Origin of the sequence: Saccharopolyspora mangrovi, from assembly GCF_035320975.1 — a bacterium.
In the GTDB taxonomy this organism is placed as follows: Bacteria; Actinomycetota; Actinomycetes; order Mycobacteriales; family Pseudonocardiaceae; genus Saccharopolyspora; species Saccharopolyspora mangrovi.
This window is the reverse complement of record NZ_JAWLNX010000027.1, coordinates 45,225-59,768: the sequence shown is the minus strand read 5'-3', so window position 1 is coordinate 59,768 and position 14,544 is coordinate 45,225. Positions and strand designations below refer to the sequence as shown.

General features: G+C 67.2%; 12 protein-coding genes. 10 read left to right on the top strand and 2 right to left on the bottom strand.

All coding sequences use genetic code 11. The annotated features are described in order from the left end of the window. Positions 1-64: 64 nt before the first annotated feature. A complete protein-coding gene (locus tag R4I43_RS28465) occupies positions 65-865 on the bottom strand; it encodes a crotonase/enoyl-CoA hydratase family protein (protein ID WP_324268781.1) in 801 nt (266 codons plus the stop codon). A gap of 124 nt (positions 866-989) precedes the next feature. On the opposite strand from R4I43_RS28465, the gene R4I43_RS28460 reads away from it, so the two are divergent. Beyond that, positions 990-2,090 carry an NAD(P)-dependent alcohol dehydrogenase gene (locus R4I43_RS28460; protein ID WP_324268780.1) on the top strand — a complete coding sequence of 367 codons (1,101 nt, stop codon included), beginning with the start codon at positions 990-992 and terminating at the stop codon, positions 2,088-2,090. 8 nt (positions 2,091-2,098) lie between these two features. Then, positions 2,099-3,541 (top strand): aldehyde dehydrogenase, encoded by a 1,443-nt coding sequence (locus R4I43_RS28455; RefSeq protein ID WP_407691329.1) that lies wholly within the window; start codon positions 2,099-2,101, stop codon positions 3,539-3,541. Between the two features lie 42 nt (positions 3,542-3,583). On the opposite strand, the gene R4I43_RS28450 is transcribed toward R4I43_RS28455, so the two are convergent. Beyond that, a complete protein-coding gene (locus R4I43_RS28450; protein ID WP_324268779.1) occupies positions 3,584-5,218 on the bottom strand; it encodes a long-chain fatty acid--CoA ligase in 1,635 nt (544 codons plus the stop codon). A 193-nt stretch (positions 5,219-5,411) separates the two neighbouring features. Between R4I43_RS28450 and R4I43_RS28445 the strand changes: the two genes are divergently transcribed. From R4I43_RS28445 to R4I43_RS28410, 8 genes are all read left to right on the top strand, one after another. Continuing rightward, the gene (locus tag R4I43_RS28445; RefSeq protein WP_324268778.1) at positions 5,412-6,668 is read left to right on the top strand and encodes a cytochrome P450; all 1,257 of its coding nucleotides are present in this window, start codon (positions 5,412-5,414) and stop codon (positions 6,666-6,668) included. A 24-nt stretch (positions 6,669-6,692) separates the two neighbouring features. Beyond that, entirely contained in the window at positions 6,693-6,887 is a 195-nt protein-coding gene (locus R4I43_RS28440) for a ferredoxin (protein ID WP_324268777.1), read from the top strand. Next, positions 6,884-8,107: an NAD(P)/FAD-dependent oxidoreductase gene (locus R4I43_RS28435; protein WP_324268776.1), complete on the top strand. Its 1,224-nt coding sequence runs from the start codon at positions 6,884-6,886 to the stop codon at positions 8,105-8,107. The genes R4I43_RS28440 and R4I43_RS28435 overlap by 4 nt, the downstream gene beginning before the upstream one ends. A gap of 24 nt (positions 8,108-8,131) precedes the next feature. Further along, positions 8,132-9,286 (top strand): thiolase family protein, encoded by a 1,155-nt coding sequence (locus R4I43_RS28430; protein ID WP_324268775.1) that lies wholly within the window; start codon positions 8,132-8,134, stop codon positions 9,284-9,286. Continuing rightward, positions 9,286-9,660: a Zn-ribbon domain-containing OB-fold protein gene (locus R4I43_RS28425; RefSeq protein ID WP_324268774.1), complete on the top strand. Its 375-nt coding sequence runs from the start codon at positions 9,286-9,288 to the stop codon at positions 9,658-9,660. Before R4I43_RS28430 ends, R4I43_RS28425 begins: the two co-directional genes overlap by 1 nt. 106 nt (positions 9,661-9,766) lie before the next feature. Next, the gene (locus R4I43_RS28420) at positions 9,767-11,284 is read left to right on the top strand and encodes a long-chain-fatty-acid--CoA ligase (protein WP_324268773.1); all 1,518 of its coding nucleotides are present in this window, start codon (positions 9,767-9,769) and stop codon (positions 11,282-11,284) included. Between the two features lie 86 nt (positions 11,285-11,370). Continuing rightward, positions 11,371-12,072, top strand: coding sequence for a TetR/AcrR family transcriptional regulator (locus R4I43_RS28415; RefSeq protein ID WP_324268772.1), 702 nt, complete (start codon positions 11,371-11,373; stop codon positions 12,070-12,072). Between the two features lie 920 nt (positions 12,073-12,992). After that, positions 12,993-14,510, top strand: coding sequence for an aldehyde dehydrogenase family protein (locus R4I43_RS28410; RefSeq protein ID WP_324268771.1), 1,518 nt, complete (start codon positions 12,993-12,995; stop codon positions 14,508-14,510). Positions 14,511-14,544 lie beyond the last annotated feature (34 nt).

Sequence of the window (14,544 nt, the reverse complement as noted above, 5' to 3'; positions counted from 1 at the left end):
CTCCTCTTCGGGTGTCTCGGCGGTCACGAAGAATGGACGAGCCGCGTGGGCGCTGGCCCGGCCTTCACGAACCGGTCCAGGCGGGCCTGCGTTTCTCGGCGAAGGCGACAGCGCCCTCGCGGGCGTCCTGGCTTGTGCGGACGGTGGCGAACTCCTCCTCGTTCATCGCCCAAGCTGCCTCGTGCCAGTCAGAGCCGACCTCGTTGCTGTGGGCCATGATCCGTTTGCTCGCGCGGACGGCGAGCGGGGCGTTTTCGGCGATCCGCTCGGCGAGCGTGAGCGCGGTGCCCAGTACCTGATCGGCGGGCACGACCTCGTTGACGAGGCCCCATTGCAGCGCGTCGTCCGCGTCGATCGGATCGCCGGTGAAGACGGCCCTGGCCGCGACCTTCGGTGGGATCTGCCGGTGCAAGCGCAGCAGTCCACCTGCCGCGGCGACCAACCCTCGGGTGACCTCGGGAAGACCGAGTTCGGCCTCGTCGCTCATCACGGCCATGTCGCAGGTGAGCAGGATTTCGGTGCCGCCACCGAGCGCGAAGCCGTTCACAGCGGCGATCAGCGGCTTGTCGACGAAGTGCCGGACAATGCCGGCGAAGCCGCGTTCAGGATGCTGCGGGTCGTGCACGCTCCGCCCGGCGGCCAATTCCTTCAGATCGGCGCCAGCACTGAAGGCGCGGCCCGCGCCGGTGATGACTCCGACTCGCAACGACGGGTCGGAGGCGAGTTCGTCGAGTGCTGCACCGACCGCAGTGGACAGCGCGGCGTTGACCGCGTTCATCGCGCGCGGCCGGTTCAGGGTGATGAGAGCCACGGCTCCGTGACGCTCCAACAAGGCGGCGGGAGCGCTCTGCTCGGCGATGGTCACCGGAATTCCTCCTTGGCGACAGTGCGAACGGCGTGGAAAGAGGCCTGGTGGCGACGAGGCCGTTGCGCGACGTCTCCGAGAAGCTAAGCTATGACCGTACGTGCGGTCAATTCTAGGAGATGTCATGCAGGTGCACGCCGCTGTGCTCCGGGATCGGGCGGCTCCGTTCGCCCTCGAACACGTGGAGCTCGCAGCCCCAGAACCTGGTCAGGTGCTGGTGGAAATCGCCGGGACGGGTTTCTGCCACACCGACGTGCTACCCCGTCAGGCCGGATTCCTCGCGACACCGCCACTCATCGCCGGGCACGAGGGCGCGGGCGTGGTCACCGAGGTGGGGTCGAGTGTCGGCGACATCGCCGTTGGTGACCATGTGCTGCTCAGCTTCGACTCGTGCGGGTGCTGCACGAATTGCGCCTTGGGGAACCCGGCCTACTGCGAGACGTTCTTCCAGCGCAACATGACCGGAAAGGCGCAGGACGGCCCAGGGCCCGTCGTTGACGGTGCGGGGCATCCTGTCGCGGCGCGCTGGTTCGGTCAGTCGTCGTTCGCCAGCCACGTGATCGCCGGAACGCGCAACGTCGTAGCTGTGGACCACGACCTGCCACTACAGCTGATGGGACCGCTAGGATGCGGTATCCAGACCGGTGCGGGCTCAGTGCTGATCGCACTCGGTGTCGAGGCAGGCAGCGATGTCGCGGTATTCGGCGCGGGCGGAGTGGGACTGGCAGCGGTGATGGCCGCCCGGGTGGCGGGTGCCGCCATGATTGTCGCCGTCGACCTGCACGATGCTCGGCTCGAGCTGGCGAAGGAACTGGGAGCCACGCACGTGCTGCGCGGCGGAGCCGATGATGTCGCCAAGCAGATCCGGAAGCTGACCCGCGGGGGAGTGCAGTACGCCCTGGACACCACCGGTGCCCCCGCAGTGATCGCCACCGGCATCGACGCCCTCCGCCCTACCGGCACGATCGGGCTCGTTGGTGCCGGCTCCCGCGAATTGGTCCTCGCCCCTTCGGCTCTGGCCACGGGCAAGAACGTGATGGGCATCCTTGAGGGCGATGCTGTTCCGCACGTGTTCTTGCCTCGGCTGATCTCGCTGTGGCGCGCGGGCCGGTTCCCGTTCGACAAGCTGATCCGCACCTACCCGCTCAGCGCCATCAACGAGGCGGAGCGCGACGCCGCAAGCGGCGTGACCATCAAACCGGTTCTGATCCCGGAGGGGCAGTGAGTACACCCGTGCACGAACGTGAAGCCTTGTTCATCGGCGGTCGGTGGGTCGCCTCGCAGTCGCAGGAGATCACCACGGTGATCTCCCCAGCCACCGAGGAACCTTTCGGTACGGCGCCCGCAGGCGCACCGGCAGATGTGGACGCCGCGGTTGCCGCCGCGCGCGCGGCGCTGACTCGATCGATCTGGGCCTCCTACGGCCCTGACGAGCGCGCCGACGCGATGCTGGCCTTCGCGGATGCCCTGGAGGCAAGAGCCGATGCAACCGCGGACCTGGTGACCGGTGAGAACGGCATGCCCACCGACATCGCGCGAGCGGCGGAAGGGCTTGGTCCGGCCGCGACCCTGCGCTACTACGCCGAACTCGCACGCAAGACGCCCCTGGAGGAACGGCGGCAGGCGGTGGGGGGACCAGGGGTGACCGTGGTCCGGCGTGATCCGGTCGGTGTCGTCGCGGCCATCGTCCCGTGGAACTTCCCGCAGTCGCTGACGATGTTCAAAGTCGCGCCCGCTCTCGCTGCCGGTTGCACTGTGGTGATCAAGCCGGCGCCGGAGACCGTCCTCGACGCTTTCCAGCTCGCTGATGCGGCTGAGGAGGCCGGCTTGCCGCCTGGCGTGATCAACATCGTGACCGGGGGCCGGGAGGTCGGTTCCTACCTGGTGGCCCACCCGGGCGTGGACAAGGTCGCCTTCACCGGATCCACCGCGGCCGGGCGGGCGATCGGTGAGGTATGCGGGCGCCTGCTTCGGCCGGTCACGCTCGAACTGGGCGGCAAGAGCGCCGCCATCGTTCTCGACGATGCCGATCTGCCACAGGTGGCGCGGGGCTTGTCCTGGGCGAGCCTGCTCAACAACGGCCAGACCTGCTATCTCAGCACCCGCATCCTCGCCCCGCGGTCGCGCTACGCCGAAGTTGCTGAGGCGGTGGGGGATCTGGCGTCCTCCATGTCGGTCGGCGATCCTCGTGATCCAGCCACCCGGGTGGGCCCAGTGGTCTCGGCGCGGCAACGTGAGAGGGTCGAGGACTACATCGCTGTTGGCCGTTCCGAGGGCGGGCGAGTCATCACCGGCGGTGGCCGCCCCGAACACCTCGACCGCGGTTGGTTCGTCGAGCCGACGGTCTTCGCCGATCTGGAGCCGTCAGCGACGCTGGCTCGCGAAGAGGTGTTCGGCCCGGTTCTGGTGGTGCTGCCCTACGACACGGTCGAGGAGGCGGTGCGCATCGCCAACGAATCCGAGTACGGGCTGGGCGGCACGATCTGGACCCAAGATCCCGAACGCGGACTCGAGATTGCGCGGCAGATCGAGTCCGGCTCGGTGGGCGTTAACCTCTACAACCTCGACCTCGGTTCGCCCTTCGGCGGCGTCAAGGCCAGCGGGTTGGGGCGCGAACTCGGGCCCGAAGGGCTGGCGGCGTACGTCTCGTACAAGTCGATCTACACGCGGGGTTGACAGGACGGGAGGGGCGGTCGCCGACCGCCCCTCCGCTGGAACTCACTGCCGTCCTGTCGCCCGGCTCGGTTGGACCACCTGCACGAGGCCGGCATCGTAATCGGCCCGGACGCGCTTCTTGTCGAGCTTGCCGACGCTGGTCTTGGGGATGTCGGTGACGAATGCCCACCGCTCCGGCAGCCACCACTTCGCGACCCGGCCCTCGAGATGAGTGCGCAATTCCTCGGAGGTGACCGTGGCACCGTCGCGCAGCTTGACGCAGACCAGCGGCCGTTCCTCCCAACGAGCATCAGGAACGCCCACGACCACGGCCTCCGACACCGCGGGATGCGTGGCAACGGCATTCTCCAGCTCGATGCTGGAGATCCATTCGCCACCGCTCTTGATGCCGTCCTTGAGACGGTCCTTCAGCTCGACCCATCCGGCGGGGTGAATGACACCCAGATCACCGGTGCGCAACCAACCGTCGCGAAACTTGTCCACACCCGCTTCGGGATCCGTGCGGAAATAGGCACCGGTGATGGTGGCTCCGCGCAGTTCGACCTCTCCCGCTGTGGCGCCGTCCCAGGGCAGTTCAGTGCCCTCGTCGTCGACAATCCGCGCGCGCACCCCGGGCACGATGCGCCCGGTTCGGGTCCGGTAGGTGACCTCATGCTCGGAGCCGCTGCCCGCAGGTGGACGAGAGAACGTCAGTAGAGGGGAGGTCTCGGTCATGCCCCAGCCCTGCGTAAGCCGCACCCCGTGACGCGCGGCCAAGCTCTCGGTGAGCGCGGCCGACAGCGCCGATCCTCCGGAGACGGCGAGCCGCAGGCTCGTGAAGTCGACACCGTGCTTGGCGCCGTAGTCATCCAGCGCGCTCCACAACGTCGGAACGGCCGCGGCTGCGGTGACCCGCTCTTCGCTGATCAACTGCGCGAGGTGCGGGGGTTGCAGATACCGGTCCGGCAGCACCAGGTCGGAGCCGTTCAGCCACGCGGCGTAGGGCCACCCCCACGCGTTGGCGTGGAACATCGGAACGATCGGCAGCACCCGGTCGGAGTCATTGAACGCGAACGCGTTACCGGTCGAGATGCCCAGCGTGTGCAGGTGGATGGACCGGTGGCTGTAGGCGACGCCCTTGGGGTCTCCCGTCGTGCCCGTGGTGTAGCATAGAACGGCTGCGCTGCGTTCTGGAATGGTCGGCCACTGCGTGACCGGCTCGGCCGAGGAAAGCAGCTCATCGTAATCGTGCACGGTCACCGACCCGGGCAGATCGCCTTCCGGCTCGCCGACCACGATCACGTCCTGGACGCTCGGGCAGCAGGGAAGCAACCGCGCCAGCTGCGGAACGAGATCGCCGTTGACCAGCACGACCCGGTCAGCGGCGTGATTGATGATGTAGACCAGCTGATCGTCGGACAAACGCAGGTTCAACGTGTGCAGCACCGCACCCATCGAGGGCACCGCGAAGTAAGCGGCGAGGTGCGCGGGGACGTTCCAGCACAGGGTCGCCACCACGTCGTCCCTGAACACCCCGAGGTCGTCCAGCGCGCCGGCGAGGCGGGCCGCCTGATCGGCTAGTTCGGCAAACGTGCAGCTCGAGGTGGCTGTGCCGTCGTAGTGGACGACTCGTGCCTCCGGGTGCACCGTCCGGCCGTGTTCGAAGAGGTCCGAGACTCCCAGCTCGGTGACCTGCATAGTGCTGTCCATGCGCGCCTGTCCTTCATGGGCCGGCTTACCGCGCCCGTCGTCGTAGACTGACCGTGCGTACGGCCATTATGACACCCCGGGAGCTCCAGGCAAGAAACAGTCGCAGATCAGTTGGTGTGGCACAGTGCGATGGAGGTGTAGTACCGTACGTACGGTCAGTCAATCGAACGAGGAGTCGGATGTGGCTACGTCGGAGTCTTCAGGCCTGGTGATCCCGCGGGCGGGGGTCGACCTCGGGCACCCGGACACCTATGCGGACGGAGTGCCCTACGAGGTCTTCGCGCGACTGCGTGACGAGGCACCCGTCGCGTGGGTGGATGAGCCGCCTTACAAGGGGTTCGACGGCGGGCCCGGGTTCTGGGCCGTCACGCGGCACGCCGACATCAACGAGGTCTCGCGCCACCCCGAGGTGCACTCCTCGCACGCGGGGGCGACGTTCCTCCGCGACCAGCGTCCCCGCGACCTCGCGGCCCTGCAGCAGATGATGCTGAACCTCGACCCACCGGATCATTCGAAGCTGCGCAAGATCGTGAGCAGGGTGTTCACCCCGAAGATGGTGAACGGCATGCTCGAATCGGTTGAGCGCTACGCACACGAGATCGTTGACGGGCTCGAACCCGACACCGAGATCGACTTGGTGGCGAAAGTCTCCGCCGAGATGCCGCTCATGGTGCTCGCGGACCTGCTGGGGGTTCCCCGTTCCGAGCGCCACCTGCTCTACAGCTGGACCAACCGGATGGTGGGCCTCGACGACCCGGCCTACGGCGGCCGCGCGGCATTCCTGTCGGCGTTCCAGGAGATGTTCGCCTTCGCCGAAGAGCAGACGGAGATCCGGCGGCGCGACCCGGGCGACGACGTGTGGAGCCTCATCGTCAACGCCGAAGTCGACGGTGAGCGCCTGTCGACCGACGAGCTGCAGCGCTTCTTCCAGCTGCTCATGATCGCGGGGAACGAGACGACGCGGAACCTGCTCACCGGCGCCGTCATCACCCTCGACCAGCACCCGGACCAGTGGGCGCAGCTACGAGCGAACCCGGACCTGCTGAAGGTCGCGATCGAGGAAATCCTGCGCTTCCACCCCCCGGTGATGCAGTTCCGGCGCACGGCCGTGACCGACGCCGAACTGGGCGGACAGCACATCGCAGCCGGCGACAAGGTCGTGATGTTCTACGTCTCCGGCAACCGAGACGAAGCGGTGTTCGACGAGCCGGACCGCTTCGACATCCACCGCAACCCGGCCAACCACGTGGCATTCGGCAGCGGCACACACTTCTGCCTGGGCAACAGCCTTGCCCGGTTGGAGGTGCGGGTTCTCCTGTCCGAGCTGTTCGCGCGCTTCCCGCAAATGCGCGTGGCCGGCCCGCCGGCGCGTTTCCGCTCCAACTTCATCAACGGATACCGCGAGCTGCCCGTGGCACTCGGGCCGGCCGCCGCCTGACAAGCCCGTGAGGAGGGATTAGGTATGAAGGTCACCGTCGATCGGGCCAAGTGCACGGGCCTGGGCATCTGCGAGTCCATGGCTCCGGATGTGTTCGAAGTGGACGAGAACGGCGATCTGGTCCTGCTGACCGAGACGGTGGGTACGGACCAGCTCGACGAGGCGCGGGCCGCCGTGGAGGGGTGCCCGACCGAAGCACTGCGGCTGGTGGAGGAATGACCGGCGGTTTGGTGGTCGTCGGCGCGTCCTTGGCAGGCCTGCGAGCCGCCGAGGTGGCAAGGAAGGCAGGCCACACCGGCGCCATCACGCTCATCGGCGACGAGCCGCACCTGCCCTACGACCGCCCGCCGCTGTCGAAGGCGTACTTGGACGCCGCGGAACCGCCGAACGTGAACTTCCGGGAAGAACACCACCTACGCGACGAGCTCGGGGTGAACCTCCATCTCGGTTCTCCGGCTCGCGCTGTGGATACGACCCAGCGGACCGTGCATGTTGGTGACCAGGAGATCCCCTACGACGGCCTGGTCATCGCCACCGGAGCGACCGCGCGGACGCTGCCTGGCACGGACGGCATCACCGGGGTGCACACGCTGCGCACCCTCGACGACGCCATCGCGGTCCGGGCGGCACTGGACGCCGGCGCCCGCACCGTGGTCGTCGGGTCCGGGTTCATCGGCTCCGAGGTCGCGTCCGGCGCGCGGAAACGCGGGCTGCCGATCACGATCGTCGAGGCCGCACCCACCCCGCTCGCCCGAGCGATCGGTGCGGAGATGGGCGAGGCCGTAGCCGGTTTGCACCACCGAGCCGGCACCGACCTGCGGTGCGGCGTCGCGGTCGAGCGTCTCGAAGCCGAACACGGCCGGGTCCGGCGAGTCCACCTGAGCGACGGCACCACGCTCGAGGCAGATCTGGTCGTCGCCGGCATTGGTGCCGATCCGGCCACCGGATGGTTGCGCGGCTGCGGTCTCGAACTCGACAACGGGATCCGGTGTGATGCCACGTTGGCCGCCGTCGGCGCCAGCGGCGTGTTCGCGGCGGGGGATGTCGCTCGTTGGCACAACCCCTTGTTCGAACAGCTCATGCGCATCGAGCACTGGACCAGCGCGGCTGAGCAAGGTGCAGTCGCGGCCCGCAACGCGCTGGAGCCGGGCGCCGCGAAGCCCTACTCGACCGTGCCCTACTTCTGGTCGGATTGGTACACCCATCGCATCCAGTTCGTCGGAGTGCCCGAGGCCGACGAGGTTCGAATCGTGTCCGGCGCCGTGGACGAAGACCGCTTCGTCGCGCTCTTTCGCCGAGGTGAGCGGCTGACCGGCGTGCTGACGCTCAACGGCCAAGCCGTCGTGATGAAGTACCGCGGCCTGATCGCCCGGCGGGCGAGCTGGACAGAGGCACTGGAGTTCGCCGAGCGTGCCCGCAGCTCGGCCGCTCGTGGCTGACGGGCCGGACAGGGGAGACTGAAGATGCAACGCACTGCCGCCATCGTGGGCGCGGGACTGACCGAGGTCGGGAAGGTCTACGGCCGCAGCGCCCGGTCGTTCGCCGGGGAAGCTGTCCGGCTCGCTGTAGCCGACGCGGGCCTCACCCTCGCCGACGTCGACGGGCTCCTGATCAACGCGGGCAAGGCCAGCGGTCTCGATCTCACCCTGGCCCGGCGCCTCCGACTGCGTGATCTGCGGATGCTCAGCGAAATCAACGCCTTCGGCGCGTCGGCCGGCATCATGGTCGCCCAAGCTGCCACGGCGGTGCTCTCCGGCACGGCGGAGGTGGTGGTGTGCGTCTTCGCCGACGCACCGCGGCAGCCCGGCGGCTCATCCGGCGCCGCGTATCGCGCATCCTCCCTGCAGGCCAGCGGCTTCCGCAGCGCCGAGACAGCGGCGGGATTCACCAGCGTCAACCATCGCTACGCCCTCGCGGCCAGCCGCTACATGCAGCACTACGGGCTTCCCCAGGACCACCTGGGTTCGGTCGCTGTGTCCCAGCGAGCCTGGGCCGTGGACAACCCCGTAGCCCAAATGCGCACCCCGCTCACCCTGGACGACTACCACCGCTCGCGGTGGATCGTGGAACCGCTGCACCTGTTCGACTGCTGCCTGGTTTCCAACGGCGGCGCCGCCGTCGTGATCACCACCCCGGAACGTGCCGCTGACCTCGCGCAACCGCCGGTCCAGGTCCTCGGGTGGGGACAGGCACACCCGGGTTACGTCCTCGAGCGCGGGTCGGACTTCGGGTTGGTCACCGGCGCGGCCTCCTCGGGCCCCGCGGGGTTGAAGATGGCGGGGCTGACCCCGACCGAGATCGACCTGCGCGAGATCTACGACTGCTACACCTACACCGTCCTGGTCACGCTCGAGGACTACGGGTTCTGCGGCAAGGGGGAAGCCGGCGAACTCGCCGCGAGCGGAGCTCTCGCGCCTGGCGGATCATTGCCGACCAACACTGGCGGTGGCCAGCTGTCGTCGTTCTACCTCTGGGGTATGACGCCGCTGATCGAGGCGGTGACGCAAATACGTGGGCAAGCCGGACCGCGTCAAGTGCCTCGTCACCGGACGGCCATCGTCAGTGGCAACGGGGGAATCCTCGATCACCACGCCACCCTTGTACTTGGAGGTGCTTGATGCCAGAGCTGCGTGCACGTCGTGACGAGGCGTCGGCGGAATGGTTCGACGGGCTCGCCGAAGGAAACCTCCTGATCAAACATTGTCCTAGCTGCGGTCACGAGAGCCGCCCGGACGCCACCGCTTGTCCCGGATGCCGGGGTGCGGATCTGGAATGGGCGACGTCCTCCGGTGCGGGCACGGTGGTGAGCCTGGTTGTCGACCACGGCGGACCAGAACCGCAGCCGCTCGGGCTGGTCGAACTCGACGAAGGACCGTGGCTGCACGTGCGGCTCGTCGGCGCCCCCGACATGGCCGCCGGTGACCGGGTGCGGCTCACCGTGTCGTCGCCGGAGGACGGCGAGCCCCTTCCCGTGTTCGTCGTCGAACGCTGACCAACCGAGCATCTTGTGGTGGACACCACTCAGCCATAAACTGACCGCACGTACGGTGCATGAAAGCCTCAATGAGGAGGATCCCGTGAGTTCTGGCTTTTCCCCCGTGTACGCCTCGGTCCAGCACTGGGTTGAAACCGCGCCGGATCGCGAAGCGCTCGCCTTCGGTGAGCAGAGCTGGACCTTGGCTCAGCTCGACTATCGAGTCCGGCAGGCCGCGGGCGCATTGCGCGCCGCCGGCATCAAGCCGGGCGACCGATACGCGGTCCTGGACAAGAACCACCCGGCCTGCGTCGAATTGACCCTCGCGGCCTCACTGATCGGCGCGGTGAACGCTGTCGTGAACTTCAGGCTGTCGGAAGAGGAGCTCGTGCACGTGCTGGGCGACTCGACAGCACGGCTGGCGGTGGTGGGGGAGGAGTTCGCACCAGCGCTGCGAGGGCTGAAACACCGGCTGCCTCAGCTCAACGAGGTGATCGTGCTCGGCGGCGAGGACGATCAATACGAGAAGTGGATCGCCGCAGCTGAGCCGGTGACGGATCCCTACCCGGCGGAACCGGACGACTGCTTCCTCCAGCTCTACACCTCCGGGACAACGGGTTGGCCCAAGGGGGCGATGCTGACGCAACGCAGCATGAGTGCCCATACCAAGGGACTCGTGTCGGCATACGACATGGACGAAAGCTCCATCAACGTGGTGGCCATGCCGCTGTTCCACGTAGGAGGTACCAGCTGGGCGCTCGGAAGCTTGAGCGCGGGCGCACGAACGATCATCGTTCGCGACGTCGTTCCCGCGGTGCTGCTCGACCTCATCGAAAGACGCGCGGCCACTCATGCCTTCTTCGTCCCCACGGTGATCCAGATGCTGCTATCGGATCCGGACCGTGCACGAGTGGCGCTGCGGTCGCTGGAAGTGCTCGGCTACGGCGGTTCGCCGATGCCCGCGCCACTGATGGAGCACGTCTTGTCGACTCTCGATACGCCGCTCTACTCGGTGTACGGGATGACGGAATTGTCGGGCGTCTTCTGCGTGCTCGGGCCCGACGAGCACCGGGACGACACGCGGAAGTACCTGCGTGCCTCGGCCGGTCGGCCGCTGCCGGGCGCCGAGGTGCGCGTCGTCGACCCCGTCACCGGCGAGGACGCCGCACCAGGTGAAGTGGGCGAGTTCTGGGTGCGGTCGGAGCAGGCGATGGCCGGGTACTGGCACATGCCGGAGGCCACCCGCGACACGATCACCCCGGGCGGGTGGTTGCGCACCGGTGACGTTGGCAGGCGGGACACGGACGGCTTCCTCTACATCGAGGACCGAGTCAAGGACATGGTGATCTCGGGAGGCGAGAACATCTACCCCGCTGAGGTCGAGCGCGTCCTTCTCGAACACCCGGGGATTGCCGAAGTCGCTGTCATCGGCGTGCCGGATGACAAGTGGGGTGAGACGGTCAAGGCTGTGGTCGTGCCCGCCGACGGGGCGGAGGTCGTCCAGGCCGATATCATCACCTTCGCCCGGGAACGGCTGGCGCACTACAAGTGCCCCACTTCGGTCACGAGTGTCGCCGAACTTCCGCGCAATGCGACCGGGAAGCTGCTCAAGCGGCAGTTGCGGACCCGGTTCACCACCTGACGTCAGGCGTGTCACGGTCGCAGAGCAGCCCGTACGAGCGGTCAGATATGGTGGTGAGGTCAAGACACTAGGGGAAGGGTGGACCAGTGGTTACCGAGCGTAGTGGTCGGCCGCCGGGAAAGGCGGCCGAGATCCTCTCCACGTTCACCCGCTACGTGGCTGAGCGCGGCTACGATGCCACCAACTTCTCCGACATAGCCGGTGAGCTGGGGTTGTCCAAGGGCACGATCGTGCACCACTTCGGCACCAAGGACCGGTTGCTCGCCGCCCTGCACGAAGGCTACATGCGGCGGCGCCTGGCCGAGGCGAAGCTGATGTGTGAGCGACTGCCCACGCCGACCGAGCGGCTGGCCGGACTGGTGTCCGCTTTCGTGCTCTACCAGGTCATCGACAGGGACGCGACGGTGGCCTTCCAGCGGGAGTTCGTCCGGCTCGCCGATCGCGACGTCATGGCCGAGGGGCGCAAGATGCGCACCGAGTACCTGGAACTCGTCCGCGGGGTCCTCAACGACGGGATCGAGGCGGGTGAATTCCGCGACTGCGATGTCACCGTGCAGAGCCTGCTCATCTTCGGCTCCGCGCAATGGGCGTGGACCTGGTTCGAGCCGGACGGCCCAGTGACAGCGGAACAGGTGGGTGCCCAGCTGGTGGCTCTCGTGCTCGGTGGCCTGCTGGTGCGGCGGGCACGCGTCACCGGGTTGTCGGATCCGGCAGGCCGGGTCGCTCGCACCGTGCGCGCCTGCCTGGCCGAAGTAGCCGACAAGGGCACATTGCCCGAAGCGTCCTGACCCCGCCGCGAGGGAGAGCGCTTCGGAAACATCCCGGTGCTGGTGTCGGCAGCGGGAGCGTTACGTCGAATCGGTTTGGCGACCTCGTAGTCGGAGAGACATCGTTCGGCGTGCGACCACGGCGTCTCATCGGCGCTTGCGTCCCTTCCTGACGACTGACGCTGTCGTTCAGCTCGCTGCGGCGGTACGTCGGTCTTCCGGCTATGGCGCAGTCGGCCGCGTCCGGTGGGCGAGCAGGGTTGCACTTGGCCGTGACGGTGGTTCATCTCTTCACCGGCCTTTTTAGCTTGCCGCCTCCGCTGCTCGGAGATCATCGGTGGAATGCGCTTCCAGTGGTGGGGTCCTTTCCTGCCTTCGCGACGGGCGCGCGTTGCCGCCTGCCCAACAGACGTCCTGGCGCAGGCTGTGATGCTGGCTGAGCGTGAATTGTTCGGCGGTACGCATGCGTCCTCGGTGGCCATGCCACCAATCGGTCTCGTTCCCTGCGTGAACCGGTGCCAGGGGGCGGGTTCTCGGGTGAGATGTAAGCCGATTCAGCTATGCACGTGACCGTTCAAGGATTCCGAAGGACGTAACTGAGGAACGACCCGATATCGCCCTATTGACCAACCGTACGGTCATGTGCCAGGTTCTTCCTAGCGGAGCTCCTTGCTCCGCAGGGGACGTAGGAGTCGATCACGATGGAGCCTGGTGGCCCTGTTGGGCGGGCCCTCGACAACAGCCAGCGATCACGACTTCGTCCACCTGGTGTCGGCGACGCGGACATGTGCGGAGAACGCCAAAAGCAGTCGGCGCTTGGCTGCAGTACTGGCCATGCGGGCTCTCGCGGCCTTCGGTTCGACGAACGCAGAGGCAGTAGCGACACCACGAATTTCGGGGACTCCGCATAGCACCTCACCGCCGATCGTTAAGGAGCAGTTGTGAGTTCAGTTCCGCACCGGCAGATGTACATCGACGGCAAGTGGACCGGAGGTGAGGAGAACCATGAACCCTACCGGATCATTGACCCCGCCTCCGGTGATCTGGTGGCCACTGTGGATCGTGGAACCGTCGTTGATGCTGATCGAGCAGTGGCGGCGGCGAAGGCTGCGTTCAACTTGGGTGAGTGGCGGCGCACTCCGGTCACCGAGCGCGCGGCCGTCCTCCGTCGGGTCGCTGAGCGGATCGCTGAACGCATGGACGAGCTGACGCTGCTGCAGAGCCGGGAAATCGGAGCCCCGGTGCGCCTTGCGGGTGCCTTCCACATCGGTCTGCCGATCGCGCATCTGCAGTACCTCGCCGACCAGGCCGAACTTTACGACTTCGCCAAAACCGGACCGGAGATCGGCCCGGTTCCTGCGTCCGGGCTGATCAGGCGGGAGCCGCTGGGAGTGTGCGCAGCGATCGTGCCATGGAACATCCCTCTGTTGCTCGCGATCTGGAAAGTCGCACCTGCACTCGCAGCAGGCAACAGCGTTGTGCTCAAGCCGGATGAGAAGGCGCCGCTCACGCTTGTCGAGCTCGTGCGCGAGTTCGAGGCAGCGGGGCTGCCGGCAGGTGTCCTCAACCTCGTTACTGGCGATGGCGAAGACGTAGGCGCCCGCCTCGTTGCTCACCCGGACGTCCGCAAAATCGGCTTCACCGGGTCCACGACGGTAGGAAAGGACATCATGCGCTCGGCCGCCGACTCCGTGAAGCGGGTGACACTCGAACTGGGAGGAAAGGGGCCAAATATCGTTCTCGACGATGCCGACCTCGACACCGCGGTCGATGGCGCGTTGTTCGCCTGCATGGCCTACAGCGGGCAGGCGTGCGAGGCAGGCACCAGGCTACTTCTCCCTGCCTCGTTGCACGACGAGTTCGTCGCCCGCCTGATCGTCCGCGTCCGCACGCTGCGGCTCGGCGAACCCACCGACCCTGCCACCGATCTCGGGCCACTAGTCTCGCGCGCACAGCAGCAGCGGGTGCTGGAATTCATTGAGGCCGGTCGAGCAGCTGGAGCGACCGTGGCCGTCGGCGGCGGTGTGCCGACTGGCGCGGCGTTCGCCGCGGGCCACTGGGTCGAACCGACCATCTTCACCAACGTCACCAACGACATGCGAATCGCCCGGGAGGAGATCTTCGGGCCAGTGCTGTCGGTCTTGCGTTACGAGACCGTCGATGAGGCCGTCGCTATCGCCAATGACTCCGACTACGGCCTGTCCGCCGGAGTGTGGAGCCGAGACGAGAGCCGGGCGGTAGAGGTCGCCGAGCGACTGGAGGCCGGCATGGTCTACATCAACGACTGGCACGTGATCTCGCAATTCTATCCCTTCGGCGGGTCCAAGCAGAGCGGCCTTGGCCGCGAAGTCGGGCCGACGGCGCTGGACCACTACACCGAGGCGAAGTTCGTGTCGATTGATCGGTCCGGTGGCCTCGAAGGCAAGGCATACGGGCTGGTGCTCAGCCCGGCTAGTTGATGGCCCGGAAGACCTGACTTAGCGGACCAGCGGA